Below are 18916 nucleotides of genomic sequence, written 5' to 3'. Positions count from 1 at the left end.
GAGTGACATGCCCAATCCGACAGCCGACACTTCTCCGGGAGGGATCGTCGATGCCGTCGTCGAGTGGTGGCATGAGGGCCGACACACAGGCAATGCCACGTACGTCATGTCACCTGTCGCCGCCGACGGCGCCTTGGTCATACGCCGGGCACACGAACGCATCCCGGGCAGCGTGCTCGTCGATGCCACCGGGCTGACCGCCGAACAGGTCCTGCACCAGGCACTCACCGCGTTCGGCGTGGATCTGTCCGCGGACAAGCGTCGCAGCTGGCAGAACGCGCGCATCGGGTGGACCGATCACCGCCTGCTGCTCGTCGTCAACGCCCACCGCGCAGGTCCCACCAGGCGCTCGTACGAGCCCGAGCAGTTGCTCGGCTTCGCTCTTCGCTGGTTGGCACAGGGCAAGTTGACCGTGCTGACCGACACGTCCCCTGACCTGCTTCCCCGCGGCACGACCCCCAGGGCCGTCTTCGACGTGTCCCCGTCGCACTCCGCCACGCCACCACTGCCGGAGTCGCCCGCGCTGCGCGCCCTGGCCCTCGCGGAGCCACGTGTGGTCCCCCTGGCGGTGTGGGCTCAACTCGTTGCTTCGTTGACCGGCACGACTCCCACCGAGGACGAACTCACCTCGTTCGCCCGGGAGCACAGTGACCTCGTTCGGTCGGGCCCCTTGGGTGTGTCCTTCGTCGATGAGGGGGTGGCCGAAGCTCTCCGCGCGGGGACCGCACCCGACGAACTGCAGCGCGTCAACGGGCACTTGGCGCATTGGCTGCTGCAGTCGATGTCCGCCTTCCGCCACCCTGAGGGATGGGCGAGAAGCGGCGTTCTCGGGCTGTACGCCGCAACCGGTCTTGCCATGCACGCCGTGCAGGCAGGGACGTACGAAGAGCTTGAGCGAAACGGCGAGGCAGTCGCCAACATCCCGCAGAGCGTGCTGATGGACGCCGGTCGCACCGCAGCGGGCTACGTCATCCCTAGGGACACCCCGGCCGCCGACGCGAAGCAGCTTTGGACGTGGGGGGTCGTCCCCAACAACCAGCGTTCATGGGCTTCCTGGCTGCATTTGATGACCCTCAGTCGCAACGACCATGAGACAGCCGCCGCCATCGCGGCTTCGAGTGTGTCATTGCCCTGGCGTGCCAAGTGGGCGAAGTGGCGGCCGCCGGGCGGATTCCACCCCGGTTATCTGCAATCAGGCAAGATCGACGCGTTGGCGGAAGTGCGCTGGCGAGGACGCCCCGCCGTCGCCGGCCGACACCGGTCCTTCACGGTCGGATCGCGGACCGAGTACACCTCCATCTGGGATGTGGAAACCGGCGAACGTCTCGCCGGACCCTGGGAAGGGGACGAGATCCCCCCGACGCACCGTGCGGAACTCACCTGGCCGCCCCAGCCCTCGCCGGAGGCCCAGGCGCAACCGCACGCGACCGAGGGGGACAGTGTCGGCCCCTCCACTGCCCAAGAGTTGTTCGCTGCGGCTCCCGCCCGCCGCAACGACCGCTCTTTTCTGTTGCCGTGCGTCCCGCTGCCCGTCGGTGACGTCACCGTCTTCGGGAGCGACTCGGGACTGGTCGCCATAGAGGCTTCCGGCGGAATCGGCCTCACAGGCCTCGGCTCCCTGAACCAGCCCTTGGGCGGCAGTTATGCATCCGCCGGCGGAAGCATGCCGGCTGATGCCGCTGGGCCCGATCAGACTGATCACGCAGTGCTCGCGCTGCTGTTCGAGGACATTTTCCCGGTCGAACCCGAAGAGCTCCCCGACGGGCTCACCCACGAGCCGACTCGTGAACTCCTCCTCGAATTCGGCCTCCCCGACGTGGACGAGGGCGGGATGAGAGTCCTGCCCTACTGCGACTGGGACGTCGAGATCCTCGAGGAAATGCCCTCGTGGCCCGACGACATCGACCCCATCGACGAGACTGGACCGTTCTTCCAGATCGGCAAATGGATGGGAGCCGAAATCGTCATCGACGGCCCAACAGGACACGTGTTGCGTGTTCCGACGGGGCCCGACGAGGAAGAACTCGCCGCGCTGCCTGCGGCGCACAGCCTGGAGGCCTTCCTGACAATGGTGGCCTGGTGGGTGACGGGGCTACGTACCCGAGACACCCTCCCGCCGCCCCGTGACGAGAAGCCAGAGATCCTCGGCCATGTCCTCGGGGCGTTGACCGTGATCGACGAAAAGGGCAGCGAGGCGCCTGCCTGGGCATACATCTTTGAAAACGAATGAACCAAGGTGAGCAAGGTGTCTGGTACCCCTGACGAGTACAGAACCATACGGCTCATGCCAGCCGATCCGGCGGCCGCGGCGGCGTTGTTGGCCTGGTGCGAGGCGACCGACACCGAGACAACCTTTGACGCTTCTCAACTCGACCTGTCCGGCGCCGATCTGTCGGGTGCCGACCTTGCGCTGGCGACTCTCTTCGACACCGACCTCACCGACGCGAAGCTCGTCGACGCGGATCTGTATCGAGCTCAGAGCGCGGACGCCGTACTCGACCGTGCAGACCTCACCGGGGCGTCGCTGGCGAAGGTCGATTTCCGTGACACACAACTGCGGAGCGCCGACCTCACGCGCGCAGATCTCGGCAGTGCGGCGCTCTGGAAGGTGGACGCGCGATCGGCGTCCTTCCGTCATGCGGTGTTCGACGGCGCGGCCCTCCAGGAAGTGTCTCTGCTCGGGGCCGACCTCACCGGGGCATCAGCGCGAAATGCGACACTCAATGTCGCACTCGACGAGAGCACCGTGGTCACCGGCCTCACCGGTGAGATTCGCGGTCCGGCCCGCCTCAGTGAAGGCGATACAGAACGCGAACTCGCAGGACTTGAGCTCGAGTTGTGGCTGAACAGTCGTGGGGCGTCCGTCAGCGTACTCAACTCCCCTATCGGCACCGTCACCTACTACGCGCGCGTGGATGACGAATTTCCCCGCGAACGCCCCGCCGGCATCGTCCGCCGACGCCGAGCCGGGAAGTCACTCAGCGACGAGGCCTTCACGCGTAACCTGCGCTGGGAACCGACAGAGTACTTGCGCCGCTACGAACTGGGCCACAACGAGGACGACCACGTCGAGATCACCGAGGAGGAAGCCACCCGGTTCATCCTCCGTTTCAAGGCCAAGTTCCACAGAACGAATAATCCGGATCATGCCGTAAGCGACACCTCGGTCCCGCCCGCCGGTGGACAGCCGGGGTGATCGAGCAGTGCGGGTGACCGCGCGACATTCCGAGTGTCACGGGGCACGCGTTCCGCGCGAACCGGACCGCCCCCTCTACCCCACGGAGTCGACACGAACCGGGCCAACCAATCGGCAGGAGGGGCGCGCGACTCGCCCCGCGGGGTACTCGGCCGCCTCCGAGCCGTCAACTGGGACGACTGGACTGCGGCGTTCGACCACGCACGGTCGCGCGCTCTCCTGATGCGCGAATATCTGCGCACGTCCGCCCAGTGGGCCCGGCACTACAGCGCCGAGAGCGCCTGGCCGTTCCTCGACATCGTTGAACACGTTGACGCCTCCGTGCAGTTGGCCCCGGACATCGCGAGCGACCTCGACACATTCCTGCGCGGCGGGGTCGGTCCGTACTCGGTCGAGCGGACCGTGACGGGCGCCGTCCGCTGGGCTGAGTTGCGCCGTCAGGGGCGTACGGATCTGCCCGAACTCCCGGAACCGTACGAGCCTTTGCTCCTCATGTACGAGCGTGGGGGCGGCTTCTACGTCGATCAGGCCATCGACCTCAACGGCGTGAGCCTGCCCCGCTGGGGCCTCGACACAGCCATCGCTGCTCCGCCCTTCCCGACCGTGACCACGGCGACGCTCGACGCCCTGGACTTCGAGGCGAAAGGGAGGATCACGTACTTCGCGGTGGTCGACGAGGGGTTGCCGAGGGAACGGCCCCTCGGGGTGATGCGCCGCCGGACGGTCGGACGGGAGCCCGTCACCCGCGACGAGGCCTTCGGCCGGAACCTGCGCTGGGAACCCACCGACTATTTCGGCCTGTACACGCTGGGACACAATGACACCGACCACGTGGAGATCTCGGAGATCGAAGCGGCGGCCTTCATCAATCGGGTGATCCAGCGGGTCAGACCGTCCCGTTCCTCCTGAGACCAGGGAACCGACACGAACCAGGGAGGGGCACAGTGCCCGAGCCGACCACCGACACCTCCGGAATCCCCGAGGAGGAGGTCGCCGGGCGCGTCGGCGCGTGGTGGCGCGAAGGCGGGCGCGGCGGCCGTGTCGCGTTCCTCGCCCTGGAGGACGGCCACGACGCCTCCGCGGTCGTGCGCCGGACGCACGAGCACGTACCCGGCAGCGTCGTCGTCGACGCCACCGGACTCACCGCGGAGCAGGTCATGCGGCAGGCCCTCACGGCGCTCGGAGTCGAGCTGCCCGCGGACGGGCCGCGCGCCTGGCGTCTCGCGCTCGGCGCGTGGCCAGAGGAGCGGCTACTGCTGGTCGTCAACGCCCATAGGGCCGGTCCGACCCGGCGCTCGTACGAGCCCGAGCGGTTGGTGACCTGGACGCTCCCACAGTTGGCGCACGGCAAGTTGGCCGTGCTGGTTCACGCGGTTCCGCAACTGCTGCCCACGGATGCCGACGCCCGGACGGTGTTCCGGGTCTCGGCGCCCGCCACCGCACCGGAGGCGTCGCCGAATTTGCCGGCCCTTCGGGCCCTGGCCCTGGCCGAGCCCCGCTTCGTGCCACTGCCTGTGTGGTCCCAACTGGTCACGGCGCTGACTGGTGAGTCGACGTCCGAGGACGAACTCGCCGCGCTCGCGCGGGAAGAGTCAGGCGTGGTTCGGCTCGGGCCGCTCGGGGCCTCCTTCGTCGACGAGGGCCTCGCCGAGAGGCTGCGCCGGGACGCCGGGCACGAGGTCGGTCCCGGCGAACTCCGCCGTCTCCATGGGCACGTGGTGGACTGGCTGACGCGCTCGGCTCCCGACTTCCGCCACCCCGAGGGGTGGGCCCGGCACGGCGCCATCGGCCTGTACGCGGCCACGGGGCTCGCCATGCACGCCGTACAGGCGGGAACGTACGAGGAGCTCCTCCGGGACGGACGTGTCGTCGCCCATCTGCCACAAACGGCCCTCATGGACGCGGCACGCAGCATCACCTTCTACATCCCCGGGAACACGGCCGCCGCTGACGCCATTCACCTGTGGGGCTGGGGAATCGTCCCGCGGCAGCAGACGGAGTGGGCGTCGTGGCTTCACCTGATGGCCCTTTCGCGCAACGACCGTGCGTTCGCGTCAGCGGTCGCCTCCTCCGGTGTCGCCCTGCCCTGGCAGGCCAAGTGGGCGAAGTGGCGGCCGCCGGGCGGCCTTCACCCGGACTTCCTCGAGGCGGGGCGACTGGCCGCACTGGCGGAGGTGCGCTGGCAGGGGCGGCCCGCCGTCACCGGTCTGCAACGGCGGACGGTGAACGAGGAGGAGTTGCTGTACGTCTCGATCCGGGACGTGGAGACGGGAGAGCAGCTCACGGACCCTCTTGAGGACGACCAGATCCTGGAGGAGCACAGCGCGGATCTCACCTGGCCCGCGGCGTCCGGGCAGGGCTCCGCCGCGCCCGACAGTGTCAGCGACCTGTTCACTGCGTCGGTCCCGCGACGGGACGACCGCGTTTTCATGCTGCCCTGCACACCGCTGACTGTGGACGAAGTCACGGTGTTCGCGGGCGACTTGGGCCTGCTCGCCATCGAACCCGCGGACGGCGTGGACCTCTCCGACTTCGGTGCCCGGGCGCTCCCCCTCAGCGGTGATTACACGGACGCGGGTCCGTGCAGCCCGGTCAGCGCGCCGGCCCCGAGCCACGAGGACCTCCTCACCGTGTTCGGCGAGGACCTGATCTACCCCATCCAGCCCGAGGACCTCCCGGACCGGCTCACCGACCCCGCGACACGCCAACTCCTCCTGGAATTCGGCCTGCCGTACATGAAGGAAGGCTCCATGGGACTCTTCCCGTTCGGCAACTGGGAGATGGGAGTTCTCGACGAACTACCCTCCTGGCCCGAGGGAATCGAGCCCGTCACCGAGAGCGGCCCCTTCTTCCGGATCGGCAAGTGGGTGGGCGGCAGCCTCGTCGTCGACGGCCCCACCGGACACGTCCTGCGCGTCCCCACCGAGCCGGGCGAGGACCATCTCGGCGGGCTTCCCGTCGCGGACAGCCTCGAGGAATTCCTCACCATGGTCGCGGTGTTCGTGACCGGCTTGCGTTCACGGGACCTCGCGCCCCCGACCAGCGCCGAACGACAGCAGGCCACCTACTGGACGGTGGGCGCACTGATCGAGGCCAACGAGACGGGCGGTAAGCAGCCCGTCTGGTCCTACGTACTCCACAACACATGATGCCGACCCGAAACGGCCGGGACCGATGAACAGAGAACTCGAATCATTCCTCAGGACATACCTCGACCACGAACAGGCCTTCGACACCAGCGGAACCCTGCGCCCCACTCTGCACGCGTTCAGGCCGGAGTTCGTGGCCGCCGTACGAGAAGGCCTGACGTCCGTACTGGCAGACAGTGAACTCTCGACAGCCGACTACGAGAGAATCACCGACATCGAGTTCGCAAGCGAGGAGGCGCTCTACGCCTACCTGCGCGAGATGTTCCAGTACCTGTTCCAGACCGGGGAAATGCAACCACTGCCACCCGAGTAGCCGGCCCGGGAAGAGGGTCGTCGGAGTCCCTGGGGCACGGGGACGTTCCGCCGGAGATCCCGCCGATCCGACCCCGCCCCCTGGCTCGCCCCCCCCGGTCAGAACAACCCGTGCCACATCTGCTCGACGATCACCGACCACCAGTTCCGCGGGTCGTCCAGGGACGACGCGTCGATGGCGACGAGTTGCTCCTGGAAGTCGGCGACGGCGCTGCCCGCCATGACCGGGTCGAGCGCGATCATTTCCTCGCGTGTGGTGTGCAGGAGGGCGAGGGAGCGGGCGAAGGCGGAGACCGAGGCGTTGACGCGGCGGCCCGCGCCGTTGTCCGGGGTGACGGCCCAGACCTGGCCGACCGGCTCGCCGTCCAGGTCGGAACCCGTGCACTGGACGGTGATCAGCGCGACGCCGTCGGTGCCGATCCTGACGTGGCCCTCCAGGAATGCGAGGGCGTCGGCGCCGGCCTGGGAGCCGACCGCGCGCAGGTGCGCAGCGGCGTTGCCGAACAGGCCGCCCGGGAGCCCCGCTTCCGTGTTGTCGGCCGTGAAGAAGAACGGGATGTCGGACGGAAGGCCGGCCCACGTCAGCGTGGCCTTGGTGGCCTCGGGGAGCGGGGTGCCCGCCACGTCGTCGGCGTCGTAGCGGCGTACGTCGTCGGCGCCGAAGGCCTCCGTCAGCTCGCGGCCCAGGGCGACATCGCGCAGCGGCTCGGCCGGCTCGACGTCGGTCGGCACCGGCGCCCGGTGGGGCCGGGGCGGCGGCTGCTGGCCCGCGATCCGGTGCATCTGCTCGACGTGTTCGATCAGCCCGGCGATCGCCTCGGCACGCCCCTCGCCCCGCAGGCCGTACTCCTGCGTGCAGGTGAACTTGGCGTTGGCGAAGCGGCGGCCGAGCAGCAGGCCCGGGTAGCCGCCGGGGAGCGGGCTGGAGCTGAGGTCGGTGTGGATCGCGATCACGTTCTGCGCGGGGACGCCGAGTCGGTCGAGCTCCACCATGGCCTGGTACTCGGAGTGCGGCTCGCCGGGGGCGGAGTTCTGGACGAGGCTCGTCTCCTCGCCGGTGCCCGGGTCGACGTAGGTGAAGACGGCGGTGTTGCCGGGGCCGGTGACCGGCGGCTGTGCGGGCGGTGCCGTGCCCTGGCCGTCGCCGTGCGGTTCGGTGTCCTGCCCGCCGGCATACGGCTCGGTGTCCTGGCCGCCGCCGTGCTTCTGCTGGTACATACGCACGACTTCCTCGACCGGCACGGACGGCCAGGTGCTCAGCTCGCCGGTGCGGCGGTCGACCACGCCGCAGGAGTGGCCGATCGTGGCCGGCGGTCGGCGCTTGCCCGTGACCGGGTCGCGCTCGAGGGGCGGGGCCGCGGCCCACACCACCCAGCCCAGGTCGAACTCCTGGATCCGCACCTCACGGCGCTGCTGCCCCTCGGGGTTGAGCCACCCCTCGGCGGTCGCGAGCGCCTGCTCCTGGCTGATCACGGGAACTCCCTTCGAGTCTTCGGGCGGGTATCAGGCGTCGGGGTGGGCGTCCGGTCCGGGGGCTTGGGGAGCTTGGGGAGCCTGCGCGGGCTCGGGCTCCGGCTCCGCTGCCCGGGGAGCAGGTACGTCGGGCGTAACCGGCTTCGCCGGGCGGATCTGCAGCGCCTTCACACCACGTGCCGTGGCAACGAGGAGGACACCCTCGGCCGAGATGTCGGTTCCGGTGAAGGGCGTGGCGGAGATCAGGGCCGTGACGAGTTCCTCGTCGCCCTTCTGCGCGCCGCGCCGCCAGACGCGAACGTAGTCGGCGCCTCGGCTGAATCCGAGCGGGCTCGCGGCGCGCTCGTCCTCCGAGGGGCGCTGGATTCGGGCCGGGTCGGCATCGATGACGGAGCCGGTGGCGAGGTCGTGCACCAGCACGGCGGGCGCCTCGAGGTCGTCGGCCTTCAACGGGCGTGCACCCGGGGTGCCTTGAGGCACCACGCTCACGGCGACCGCGAGCGGAGCCAGCTCGGCGCCGTCCGGCACGTCGCCCTCCGGCACAGCCGCAGACGGCGCCAGCCTCCCGACCGTCACACCATCGACCCCGGCGACCGACACACTCCACAAGGTGTGCCAGTCAAGCTCCGGCAGCGCCGCCCGCAACACCGCCGCGTAATCCGGCAACCCGTCCTCGACGAACGCCGTCTCCAGGAGCGCCGCCCGCAGCATGGCCGGCGCCTGAGTGCGCGTGAGCAGCGGGGCCGTACGCAGATACGTGCGCGCCGGTGCGTCCAACTGCTCGTAGGGCAGGGCCTCCACCGCGGCGCGCAACAGCACCGGGTCGGCCTGGGCGAACAGGTTCGGGTCGGTGAGGAGCCGGGGCAGCAGTCCGGCCGCCAGGGTGTGTCCCGCGATGCGATCGCGTACGTACTCCCCTGCCTTCGCCCAGTCCTGATCGGGGACGGCCTCCAGCAACTCCATGGCGATACGCGCCTGAGCGCCCGGCACATCCGGGATGCCCTCCCGAACGGCCTCCCCGATGCCCGGGTGTTGCAGCGCCACGAGTGTCCGCTCGTCCTCGGGAACGTCTTCGTCGGCCCTCTCGACGGGACGGATGAAGGGAGCGGCGAGCAGCATGCCGCGCGCCATGCCCTCGCTCATGTCCCGTTCGGCGACGGCGGATGCGAGCGGGGTCAGCAGGTGCACGGGCAGGCCGTCGCCCTCGGCGAGGGCGAGGGGCGCCAGGATCTGTCGCAGGGTGCGGGGGTGCGCGTCGAGTCGCTGGGCGTGCAGATCGAGCACTTCGCCTACGCTGCCGGGCAGTTGGCTCGCATCCGCAGGGTCGAATCCCTCCGGGTGCGTCAGGATCGACTGCACGGCGAGATGCACGGTCAGCCGGCTGCCCGCGCCGTCGCCCGTCTGTCGGGCGATCGCCTCGGCGAGCGTGCGGCGAGCGGCGGGATCGGTCGTGAACGGCAGTTCCGGAGCGCCGAATTGGGGATTGAGCAGCGCCTCGGCCTGCAGCACGAGCCCCTCGGGGTCGCCCCACTCGGGTGCGTCGAGGTCGATGATGCGGACCTCGCCGGGCGGCAGGCTCTCCGCGAGTTCGGCGGCGAACTCCCGGGGCACCTCGGCGAGAAGACGTATGGAGTCGACGGCGGCGAGGGGCTTCAGCACGTCTCGCACCACGCGCGCGGGCTCCCCCGCCCCCCGCACCGGTCCTGCCCGGTCCACATCCGGCACCACGATCGTCACCGGCCGCCCTGACAAAGGGAGTTGACCGAGTTCGGGGAAGATGTCGGCGGTGCGGGTCGCGGGCAACCCGTAGTGATCGGCGAGCAGCCACAGGGTCTGCGCGGCAGTCAGCCCTGCGACGCTCGGCACCGCAGGCGCGGGCAGGTCCGGCGGCACGGTCGCCGGATCGAACGCGTCCAGCTCGAGTCCCTTTCGGTACTCCGGGTCGCAGAGCATCAGGAACCCCGTGAGCAGCCGCGAACACCCGGTGCCCGGGCTCCCGGTCAGGATGACGACCCGGGGCGCGCCCGGCCACTCCATCCGCCACGCGGCGAGCGCGCGCAGCGCGGCATTGCGCCCGCCGATGTAAGGGTGGGGCTCATAGGCGGCCTGGGCCTGCTCTGGGGCCTGGGTCGGGCTGGTCATCGTTCCCCCGTTGTCCTGTCCGTCCGACACCGTCACATCGTGTTGACCGTACGACGTTCATCCTATGGGGGTCGCACAGGGCGCATCACGCCCCGGCCGACGCTTGTTACCCAGGTGTGGCGTGCGCCGGCCGACCACGCGCGGCGCGGCGCCGTGAGGTCAGGTCAGGTCACGCGTCCAAGCGGCGCGCCGCGAGCCAGGTGACGATCTCGGGGTCGTGGTGGTCGAAGAACAGGGAGCTGCCGGTGTCGAGGGTGGCGATCCGGTCCAGCTGCTCGTCGGTGAGCCGGAAGTCGAAGACGTCGAGGTTCTGCGCCATGCGCTCGGCGCGCACGGACTTGGGGATGGCGACGACGCCGCGCTGGGTCAGCCAGCGCAGCACCACCTGGGCGACGGACTTGGCGTACTCCTTGCCGATCTCGGCCAGCAGCGGGTTGGTGAAGAGGTCGTTCTTGCCCTCGGCGAAACCGCCCCAGGACATGATCTGCACGCCGTGCTCGTCCATCAGCTCCTGATAGCCGGCGCGCTGGAAGAAGGGGTGGGTCTCGATCTGGTTGACCTGCGGGGTGATCTCGTTGTTGACGATCAGGTCGAGGAGGCGGTCCGGGTAGAAGTTGGAGACGCCGATCGCCTTGGCGAGGCCCTCGCGGTTGAGGTTCTCCATGGCGCGCCACTGGCCGTAGACGTCGCCGAAGGGCTGGTGCATCAGGTAGAGGTCCAGGTGGTCCAGGCCCAGCTTGGTCAGCGACGTCTCGAAGGCGCGGCGGGTGTTGTCCTCGGCCGGGGCGTCCTGGACCCACAGCTTGGTGGTGACGAACAGCTCCTCGCGGGGGATGCCGCTGGACTTGATGGCTCGGCCGACGGCCTCTTCGTTGCCGTAGGCGGCCGCGGTGTCGAGGAGGCGGTAGCCGGTGGCGAGGGCCTCTGAGACGGCGCGTTCGGTGTCGTCGGCGGGGATCTGGTAGACGCCGAAGCCGAGGAGCGGCATCTCGACACCGTTGTTCAATGTCACGTACTGCATGGGGGAAGTCCTTTGTGATGCAAGCCAGTTGGAGGTTCAGCGAGTTGGCGAGTCGGGAGAGTCAGGGGCGAATGAGCGCCTTGAGGACCTGGCGGTCCGCCATCGCCCGGTAGGCGTCCGGTGTCTCGTCGAGGGCGAAGGTGCGGTCGAAGACGCGGCCGGGGGCGATGGTGCCGTCCAGGACATCGGGCAGCAGCTGCTCGATATAGGCGCGGGCGGGGCTGGCACCGCCGGTCAGCGTGATGTTCCGCATGAACTCGGCCGGGCCGATCGGGCCCTCCTCGTACTGCGGGACGCCGAGGCGGCTGATGGTGCCACCGTCCCGGACCGCGCCGATGGCGGTGTCCAGCGCTTGGCGGGTGCCGACGGCCTCGATCACCTTGTCCACGCCGCCGGTCAGTTCGCGGATGCGGGCGACGCCCTCCTCGCCGCGTGCGGCGACGACGTCGGTGGCACCGAAGTGGCGCCCCAGTTCGGTACGCGCCTCGTGGCGGCCGGCGAGCACGATCCGCTCGGCGCCGAGCCGCTGGGCGGCGATCACCCCGCACAGGCCGACCGCGCCGTCCCCGACCACGAGCACCGCGTCGCCGCGGCCGACACCGGCGGTGACCGCCCCGTGGTGGCCGGTGGTCATCACGTCCGACAGCGCGAGGAGCGACGGCAGCAGCGCGGAGTCGGCGGCCACCGGCAGCTTGACCAGGGTGCCGTCCGCATACGGCACGCGGACGGCCTCGCCCTGCCCGCCGTCGACACCGTCGAACCCGTACCGGCCTCCGTTGCGGCACGAGATCTGCAGGCCCTTGGCGCAGTAGTCGCAGGTGTTGTCGCTGTACGTGAACGGGGCGACGACCAGGTCCCCAGCCTTCAGGCCGGTCACGTCCGCGCCGGTCTCCTCGACCACGCCGAGGAACTCGTGCCCCATGGGACGGCCCTCCTCGGTGGCGGGCATGGCCCCGTACGGCCACAGATCGCTGCCGCACACGCACGCGGCGAGCGTGCGCACCACGGCGTCGGCCGGCTGGACGATCTTCGGGTCGGGCCGGTCCTCGACGCGGACGTCGCCGGCTCCGTACATCAGGGCTGCGCGCATGAGAGGCGTACTCCAAACGGGTGTGGTGTCACGTGGTGGGGGTGGCGGGCGTGGGTGATCAGCGTTCGAGCATCTGCGCCTGGGCCTCGGTGTGGGTGTCGCCGGCGGCGGGCGGCAGGCTGCTGAGCTGGGAGAGCTGCTCACTGGTGAGCGTGAGGGCGTCGGCGGCGGTGTTCTCCTCGACGCGGGCCACGCGCTTGGTGCCGGGGATCGGGGCGATGTCGTCACCCTGGGCGAGCAGCCACGCGATGGCCACCTGGGCGGGTGTGGCGTCCGCGTCGGCGGCGATGGCCTGGACCTCGTCGGCGAGTGCCAGGTTGCGCTGGAAGTTCTCGCCGGTGAAGCGCGGGTTGCCGTGCCGGAAGTCGCCGGACTCGAAGTCGGCCTCGGAGCGAACGGTGCCGGTGAGGAAGCCGTGGCCGAGAGGGGAGAACGGCACCAGGCCGATGCCCAGCTCGCGCAGCACCGGTAGGACGCGGTCCTCGATGCCGCGCGTCCACAGCGAGTATTCGGACTGCACCGCGGTCACCGGCTGGACGGCGTGCGCGCGGCGGATGGTGGCCGGGCCGGCCTCCGAGAGGCCGAAGGCGCGCACCTTGCCCTCGGTGATCAGCTCGGCGACGGCGCCGGCGGTCTCCTCGATGGGCGTGTTCGGGCCGACCCGGTGCTGGTAGTACAGGTCGATGTGGTCGGTGCCGAGCCGCTTCAGGGAGCCCTCGACCGCGGTGCGGATGTTGGCAGGGCTCGAGTCCAGGTTCCAGGCACCGTCACCGGCGTGCGAGACCAGGCCGAACTTCGTGGCCAGCACCACCTGGTCCCGGCGCCCCTTCAGCGCCCGGCCCAGCAGCTCCTCGTTGGCGTACGGGCCGTAGATCTCCGCGGTGTCGATGAACGTGACGCCCAGCTCCAGCGCCCGGTGCACGGTCCTGATGGATTCCGCGTCGTCGGTGCCGGAGCCGGTGTAGCCGTGGGACATCCCCATCGCGCCCAGGCCGATTCGCGAAACCTCCAGGTCACGCAGGTTGATGTACCGCATCTCGCCCTCTTTCGATCCATGGCGTACCCGGCACCCTCACTCTCGCCCGCCCCGGCAGGTCGCGCCTGTGGTGGCGGAGTCGGGCCGGGGTGCCGGTGTCTTGCTCCTTCACCTTCGCCGGGATCGCGCCCATGCGGCAGGGCGGGCTCTTCAGGGGTAACGACAGGGCCCCCCTCGGCTCTGCGCGGCGGGTGCCCGGCGGGTGAGACTGGAGGCATGGCATCGACAAGCGCGCACAGCGAGGGCGCCGAGCTGGGCCGCTATCTGCGCGCCCGTCGCACTCAGACGAGCCCCGAACACGTCGGCCTCACCGTGGGCGCCGGCATCCGCCGCACCCCCGGCCTGCGCCGCGAGGAGCTGGCCACCCTCGCCGGGATCAGCATCGACTATTACGTTCGCCTGGAGCGCGGCAAGGAGACCCGGCCCAGCCCGGCCGTCCTCGACTCCCTGGTCCGCGCCCTGCACATGGACGACCAGGAGCACCAGCACCTGCGCGAGCTCGCCGCCCGCGCCGCCCGCTACGTCTCCGAACCACCGCCCGCGCCCAGCCGCACCGTGCGCCCCCACCTCAAGCTGCTCCTCGAATCACTGCGCCCGAACCCCGCGTACGTCATCAGCCGCAGCATGGACATGCTCGCCTGGAACCCCGGCGGCCTCGCCCTGTACGCGGGCCTCGACGACTGGCCGGTCAAGCAGCGCAACCTCGCCCGCTACCTGTTCCTCCACCCCGCGGCCCGCGACCTCTTCACCGACTGGGACCGGCAGATCACGGCCTGCGTCGCCCGCCTGCGCGCCATCGCCGGCACCGCGCCCGACGCCCCCGACCTCACCCAACTCGTCGGCGAACTCCTCCTCAAGAGCCCGGACTTCGCGGGCCTGTGGGAACGCTACGAGGTGACGGGCCGCAAGCCGGCGCACAAGACGTTCCAACACCCACAGGTCGGAACCGTCACCCTCACCTCGCAGTCCCTGCACGTCGAAGGCACCCCGGGCCAGCGCATCGGGGTCTACACCGCCGACCCCGGCACCCCCGACCACGACGCCCTGCTCCTGCTCGACATGACGGCGCCGGCCGCCTCGACGCCCAGCACATCACCCCACACGAATTGACACCGCCTCAACGCAGCCGCGATCCGTTCACTCGCCCGAACTGCCGCCGGCCCCGCCGAGGGAAGATGTACTTGAGTCTCCACCAAGGGGAGACACGAGGGTGGGGGCATGGAAGGCGACGGACTCTTCACGATCGGGGCGCTTGCCCGTAGGACCGGACTGACGGTCAAGACCATTCGTTTCTACTCCGACAGCGGGATCGTGCCGTCGACCGACCGCAGCCCGGCAGGCTACCGCCTCTACGACATCCACGCGCTCACTCGGCTGGATCTGGTGCGCACCCTTCGCGACCTGGGCCTCGAACTCGCCGCCATCCGACGGGTGTTGGACCGGGAGATCTCGGTGCCCGAGGTCGCGGCGACCCACGCCGACGCACTGGACGTACAGATCCGCACCCTTCGTCTGCGGCGCGCGGTGCTTCGGGTGGTGGCCGAACGGGGCTCTACTCCCAAGGAGATGGACCTCATGCACAAGCTCGCGAAACTCTCGGAAGACGAACGCAGACGCCTCGTCACCGACTTCATCGACGACACCTTCGGCGGCCTTGAAGCCAATCCCGAGTTCGTGGCCATGATGCGCGCGGCCATGCCCGAGCTGCCCGACGACCCCGAACCCGAGCAGGTCGAAGCCTGGGCGGAACTCGCCGAGCTCACCCAGGACCCCGACTTCCGCGCCGCCGTCCGGCGGATGGCCGAGTACCAGGCGCGTGAACGTGCCCAGGGCGACACCACCGGCCTCCACCACGACCTGACCGAAGCCGTCCGCGCCCGGGTCGGCCACGCCCTCGCCTCCGGCATCGACCCGGCCTCCCCCGAAGCCGCACCCATCGTCGACGATCTGACCGCCCGCTACGCGGAAACCTTCGGCCGCGCGGACGACGATGACCTGCGGGCCTGGTTGCTGACGCGCCTGGAGACGGCCTCCGACCCCCGCGCGGAGCGCTACTGGCACCTTCTGTCCGTGATCAACGCATGGCCCGTCCCGCCGAGCCTGGCACCGGTGTTCACGTGGTTCGCCGAGGCACTGCGCGCGGGCACCGGCAGCAGTTCCACCGCCCCGTAGCCCGTTGCGCGGCCAGGCGTCCCTGCGTCAGCCGACCGTCACCGTCCGCTGCGCGGTGACATCCCGCGACGAACGCGCCACGGCGAACGTGTAGGAGCCGGGGACGACAGTCCACCGGCCGGACTTCCACACCCGCAACTCGGCTACGGGGACGGAGAGTTCGAGCCGCGTGGACTTCTTGGCGGGCAGGGACACCTTGTGGAAGGCGACGAGGCGGCGCGGTTCGGCGGCCGCCGCGTCCGGCAGTGTCACGTAGAGCTGGACGACGTCCGTGCCCGCGCACGTACCGGTGTTGGTGACAGTCACGGAAACCGTGACCTTCTTCGCGGCGGCGTCGTAGGCCGCCTCGATGGAGCCGTGGACGAAGGTGGTGTACGACAGGCCGTGGCCGAAGGGGAAGCGGGGGCGCTGTCCGTTGCTGTCGTAGTAGCGGTAGCCGACGTCGATGCCTTCGTCGTAGGTGACCGTGCCGTTCGTTCCGGGGTAGGTGGCGGTGGTGGTGCCGGGGCCCTGGCCGGCGTCGGCCGGGAAGGTGACGGGGAGGCGGCCGCCCGGGTCGGTGTCGCCGAAGAGGGCCGAGGCGAGCGCGGTGCCCGTGCCCCGGCCTCCGTACCAGGCCTGGACGACGGCCCCGACGTGTCGTCAGGTGTACGGCCGGCCCCGGCTTGAGGTGACGTACGTGCTGTGCGGCGGACGCGAGCAGGTGCGTTCACGCCGCCGTGGAGATGAGCGCGGCGGTGTCGAGCGTGTGCTCCCCCGGGCCGAGCGCGACGGGCGCGCATCCGGGGAGTTCGGCGGTGGCGGTGCAGCCTTCGGGCACGGTGATACGCGCCGTCATGCCGGCCTCGGTCACCTCCCAGTCCAGCGACGCCGTCCCGTACGGCGTCTCGTGGCGGGTGCGGGCCCAGGTGATGCCGCCGCCGGGGCGCGGCCGGAAGGTCAGTTCCCGGTAGCCGGGCGCCGCCCCGGTGATGCCGCCGACGACTCGGTGCAGCCAGTCGGCGACGGCTCCGAGGGCGTAGTGGTTGAAGGAGGTCATGCCGCCGGGGTTGAGGGTGCCGTCGGGGCGGAGGCTGTCCCAGCGTTCCCAGACGGTGGTGGCACCCATGGTGACGGGGTACAGCCAGGAGGGGCATGCGGTCTGGGTCAGCAGGCGGTAGGCGACGTCGACGTGGCCGGTGTCGGTGAGGGCGTCGCAGATCAGTGGGGTGCCCACGAAGCCGGTGGCGATGCGTCCCTCGTCGGCGAGGACGAGTTCGGCGAGGCGGTCACCGGCGGGGCCGCGCCGCTCCGGGGCCAGGAGGTCGAAGGCGAGGGCGACGGCGTAGGCGGTGGGGGTGTCGCTCGTCATGCGGCCGGTGGGCAGGACGTAACGGCGGCGGAAGGCGGCGGTCACCTCGTCGGCGAGCGCGGTGTACCGTGCAGCGTCCCCTTCGTACCCCAACTCGACCGCTGTTCGAGCGAGCTGCCGTGTGGAGTGGGCGAAGTGGGCGGTGGCGACGAGGTAGCGGTTGGTTCGCGAGGCCGCCGGGTCGTCCGGTGGTGCGGCGGGGTCGAGCCAGTCCCCCAGCTGGAAGCCGCTGTTCCACAGCCGGTCGGGCCCGGCGAGGCGTTCCATCAGGTCGACCCACGCCTTGCCCGTCGGGTAGTGCCGGCGCAGCAGTTCGCGGTCGCCGAAGCGCTGGTAGAGCACCCAGGGCGTGAGGGTGGCGACGTCACCCCAGGCGGCGCCAGGTCGGATCGGGGTCCACATCGGGCCGCCGGGGATGACGGGCACGTACCAGGGGACGGTGCCGTCGGGGAGTTGCTCGAGGCCGACGTCGGTGAGCCAGGAGTCGAGCATGCCCACGCAGTCGTAGAGGTAGCTCGCGGTGGGGGCGAAGACCTGGATGTCGCCGGTCCAGCCGAGGCGTTCGTCGCGTTGCGGGCAGTCGGTGGGCAGGTCGACGAAGTTGCCGCGCATGCTCCACACGACGTTGTCGTGGAGCCGGTTGACCAACGGGTCGCTGCACTCGAACCAGCCGGTGCGCCGCATGTCGGTGTGGTGGACGCGGGCGGTGACCATGTCGGGGGTCAACTCGCCCGGCCAGCCGGTGACTTCGGCGTATCGGAAGCCGTGCAGAGTGAAGCGGGGTTCCCAGGTGAGCGGGCCGTCGCCGGACAGGATCAGGGTGTCGATGGAGTACGCCTCGCGCAGGGGCCGGGTCGCCAGTTCGCCGTCCTGGAGGATCTCGGCGTGCCGGAGCGTGATGGTGGTACCGGACGGACCGTCGGCCGTCACGCGGAGGCGGCCGACCAGGTTCTGTCCGAAGTCGAGGAGGTGGCGGCCGTCGGGTGCCTTGGTGACGGTGGCCGGGGCGAGCTCCTCGGTGCAGGTGACCGGGGGACCGAGGGGCGCGACGAGGGTGCGGGGGTCGCGTTCGCCGGTACGGACCGGAGTCCAGGTGCCGGTGTGTGCGCCGGCCGGGGTGGACCAACTCGCGTGGTGCAGGCGGGCGTCGAAGGTCTCCCCCTCGTACAGGCCGCTGATGAGGATCGGGCCGGGGGCCGCGCGCCATGTGTCGTCGGTGGCGACGACGGTCGTGGTGCCGTCGTCGTAGGTCACTTCCAGTTGGGCGATGAGTGATTGGTCGGTGCCGTAGATGTTGCGGGTGCCGCCGTCGAAGCCGTACTTGCCGCGGTACCAGCCGTCGCCGAGCCAGGCGCCGATGGCGTTGGCGCCTTCGGTGAGGTGATCGGTGACGTCGTGGGTGCGATAGCGCAGGCGGTGCGGGTAGACGGTCCAGCCGGGGGCGAGGGCCTCGTCGCCGACGCGGCGCCCGTTGATCTCCGCCTCGTACAGGCCGTGCGCGGTGACGTAGAGGCGGGCGCGGGCGATGGGGCGGTCGAGGGTGAAGTCCCGGCGAATCAGCGCCGGTTGGCGATCCCCCTCCGGGTCTTCGGTCCATGCGGCGGCGACCGGCACGGCCCGCCAGTCCGTGGGGTCGAGTAGGCCGGCCTCTACGAGGCGTTCCTCGCTCCAGGGCGAGGGGTCATCGCGACCGGGCGTCCAGACCCGGACTCGCACGCCGACGCGTGCGCGTGAGACCAGCGGCGGGCCCGGCCAGGCCACGAGGACCTGCTCGTCGCTGTCGACACGACAGGTGACCAACTCCTCTCCATCGGTCGTGAGTTGGAGTTCGTAGGCGGTCTGGCGGTTCGATCCTGGGGCCAGGGTCCAGGACAGGCGGGGCGTGGCGGTGCCGATGCCGAGGCCGTCCGGGAGGTGTTCGAAGGACACCGGTGAGGGCGGTGAGGGCAGCAAGGGAGGAACCTTTCGTTCACG

General features: G+C 70.4%; 14 protein-coding genes and 1 pseudogene. 7 read left to right on the top strand and 8 right to left on the bottom strand.

What is annotated here, in order from left to right; genetic code table 11:
- The first annotated feature begins 7 nt into the window (after positions 1-7).
- The 5 genes from OHA73_RS40200 to OHA73_RS40180 all read left to right on the top strand — a co-directional run bounded on the left by OHA73_RS40200 (position 8) and on the right by OHA73_RS40180 (position 6658).
- Complete coding sequence (locus OHA73_RS40200; RefSeq protein ID WP_327657687.1) at positions 8-2230, top strand: SUKH-4 family immunity protein; 2223 nt, start codon at positions 8-10, stop codon at positions 2228-2230.
- A 54-nt stretch (positions 2231-2284) separates the two neighbouring features.
- The gene (locus OHA73_RS40195; RefSeq protein WP_327657686.1) at positions 2285-3196 is read left to right on the top strand and encodes a pentapeptide repeat-containing protein; all 912 of its coding nucleotides are present in this window, start codon (positions 2285-2287) and stop codon (positions 3194-3196) included.
- Positions 3197-3418: 222 nt separating this feature from the next.
- Entirely contained in the window at positions 3419-4105 is a 687-nt protein-coding gene (locus OHA73_RS40190) for a hypothetical protein (RefSeq protein WP_327657685.1), read from the top strand.
- Between the two features lie 35 nt (positions 4106-4140).
- Positions 4141-6345, top strand: coding sequence for an SUKH-4 family immunity protein (locus tag OHA73_RS40185; RefSeq protein WP_327657684.1), 2205 nt, complete (start codon positions 4141-4143; stop codon positions 6343-6345).
- A gap of 25 nt (positions 6346-6370) precedes the next feature.
- Positions 6371-6658 (top strand): hypothetical protein, encoded by a 288-nt coding sequence (locus OHA73_RS40180; RefSeq protein ID WP_327657683.1) that lies wholly within the window; start codon positions 6371-6373, stop codon positions 6656-6658.
- A gap of 98 nt (positions 6659-6756) precedes the next feature.
- Here the strand turns inward: OHA73_RS40180 and OHA73_RS40175 are convergent, their stop codons facing one another.
- The 5 genes from OHA73_RS40175 to OHA73_RS40155 all read right to left on the bottom strand — a co-directional run bounded on the left by OHA73_RS40175 (position 6757) and on the right by OHA73_RS40155 (position 13419).
- Complete coding sequence (locus OHA73_RS40175; RefSeq protein WP_327657682.1) at positions 6757-8130, bottom strand: SUKH-4 family immunity protein; 1374 nt, start codon at positions 8128-8130, stop codon at positions 6757-6759.
- Between the two features lie 30 nt (positions 8131-8160).
- The gene (locus OHA73_RS40170) at positions 8161-10272 is read right to left on the bottom strand and encodes an ATP-binding protein (RefSeq protein WP_327657681.1); all 2112 of its coding nucleotides are present in this window, start codon (positions 10270-10272) and stop codon (positions 8161-8163) included.
- Between the two features lie 169 nt (positions 10273-10441).
- Positions 10442-11293, bottom strand: a complete 852-nt coding sequence (locus tag OHA73_RS40165; RefSeq protein WP_327657680.1) for an aldo/keto reductase — start codon at positions 11291-11293, stop codon at positions 10442-10444.
- Positions 11294-11354: 61 nt separating this feature from the next.
- Entirely contained in the window at positions 11355-12383 is a 1029-nt protein-coding gene (locus tag OHA73_RS40160) for a zinc-binding dehydrogenase (protein ID WP_327657679.1), read from the bottom strand.
- Positions 12384-12441: 58 nt separating this feature from the next.
- The gene (locus tag OHA73_RS40155; RefSeq protein WP_327657678.1) at positions 12442-13419 is read right to left on the bottom strand and encodes an aldo/keto reductase; all 978 of its coding nucleotides are present in this window, start codon (positions 13417-13419) and stop codon (positions 12442-12444) included.
- Between the two features lie 216 nt (positions 13420-13635).
- Between OHA73_RS40155 and OHA73_RS40150 the strand changes: the two genes are divergently transcribed.
- Together OHA73_RS40150 and OHA73_RS40145 are read left to right on the top strand one after the other, a co-directional pair.
- Positions 13636-14529: a helix-turn-helix transcriptional regulator gene (locus tag OHA73_RS40150; protein WP_327657677.1), complete on the top strand. Its 894-nt coding sequence runs from the start codon at positions 13636-13638 to the stop codon at positions 14527-14529.
- 108 nt (positions 14530-14637) lie between these two features.
- A complete protein-coding gene (locus tag OHA73_RS40145) occupies positions 14638-15591 on the top strand; it encodes a MerR family transcriptional regulator (protein ID WP_327657676.1) in 954 nt (317 codons plus the stop codon).
- A gap of 27 nt (positions 15592-15618) precedes the next feature.
- On the opposite strand, the gene OHA73_RS40140 is transcribed toward OHA73_RS40145, so the two are convergent.
- The 3 genes and pseudogenes from OHA73_RS40140 to OHA73_RS40130 form a co-directional block, all read right to left on the bottom strand.
- Positions 15619-15897 (bottom strand): fibronectin type III-like domain-contianing protein, encoded by a 279-nt coding sequence (locus OHA73_RS40140; RefSeq protein ID WP_327657675.1) that lies wholly within the window; start codon positions 15895-15897, stop codon positions 15619-15621.
- A gap of 138 nt (positions 15898-16035) precedes the next feature.
- Positions 16036-16218 (bottom strand): annotated as a pseudogene (locus OHA73_RS40135) (glycoside hydrolase family 3 C-terminal domain-containing protein); the annotation flags it as partial.
- An 82-nt stretch (positions 16219-16300) separates the two neighbouring features.
- The gene (locus OHA73_RS40130; protein WP_327657674.1) at positions 16301-18895 is read right to left on the bottom strand and encodes a family 78 glycoside hydrolase catalytic domain; all 2595 of its coding nucleotides are present in this window, start codon (positions 18893-18895) and stop codon (positions 16301-16303) included.
- Between the last annotated feature and the right edge of the window lie 21 nt (positions 18896-18916).

Source organism: Streptomyces sp. NBC_00483 (assembly GCF_036013745.1).
In the GTDB taxonomy this organism is placed as follows: Bacteria; Actinomycetota; Actinomycetes; order Streptomycetales; family Streptomycetaceae; genus Streptomyces.
The sequence above is the reverse complement of the archived record's forward strand: the minus strand, read 5'-3'. Positions and strand labels throughout refer to the sequence as shown.

Bases quoted from the DNA above. Each gene is read 5' to 3' on its own strand.
- OHA73_RS40200 (WP_327657687.1), top strand. From the start codon at position 8: ATGCCCAATCCGACAGCCGACACTTCTCCGGGAGGGATCGTCGATGCC.
- OHA73_RS40155 (WP_327657678.1), bottom strand. From the start codon at position 13,419: ATGCGGTACATCAACCTGCGTGACCTGGAGGTTTCGCGAATCGGCCTG.
- OHA73_RS40180 (WP_327657683.1), top strand. From the start codon at position 6,371: ATGAACAGAGAACTCGAATCATTCCTCAGGACATACCTCGACCACGAA.
- OHA73_RS40160 (WP_327657679.1), bottom strand. From the start codon at position 12,383: ATGCGCGCAGCCCTGATGTACGGAGCCGGCGACGTCCGCGTCGAGGAC.
- OHA73_RS40165 (WP_327657680.1), bottom strand. From the start codon at position 11,293: ATGCAGTACGTGACATTGAACAACGGTGTCGAGATGCCGCTCCTCGGC.
- OHA73_RS40150 (WP_327657677.1), top strand. From the start codon at position 13,636: ATGGCATCGACAAGCGCGCACAGCGAGGGCGCCGAGCTGGGCCGCTAT.
- OHA73_RS40170 (WP_327657681.1), bottom strand. From the start codon at position 10,272: ATGACCAGCCCGACCCAGGCCCCAGAGCAGGCCCAGGCCGCCTATGAG.
- OHA73_RS40190 (WP_327657685.1), top strand. From the start codon at position 3,419: ATGCGCGAATATCTGCGCACGTCCGCCCAGTGGGCCCGGCACTACAGC.
- OHA73_RS40195 (WP_327657686.1), top strand. From the start codon at position 2,285: ATGCCAGCCGATCCGGCGGCCGCGGCGGCGTTGTTGGCCTGGTGCGAG.
- OHA73_RS40145 (WP_327657676.1), top strand. From the start codon at position 14,638: ATGGAAGGCGACGGACTCTTCACGATCGGGGCGCTTGCCCGTAGGACC.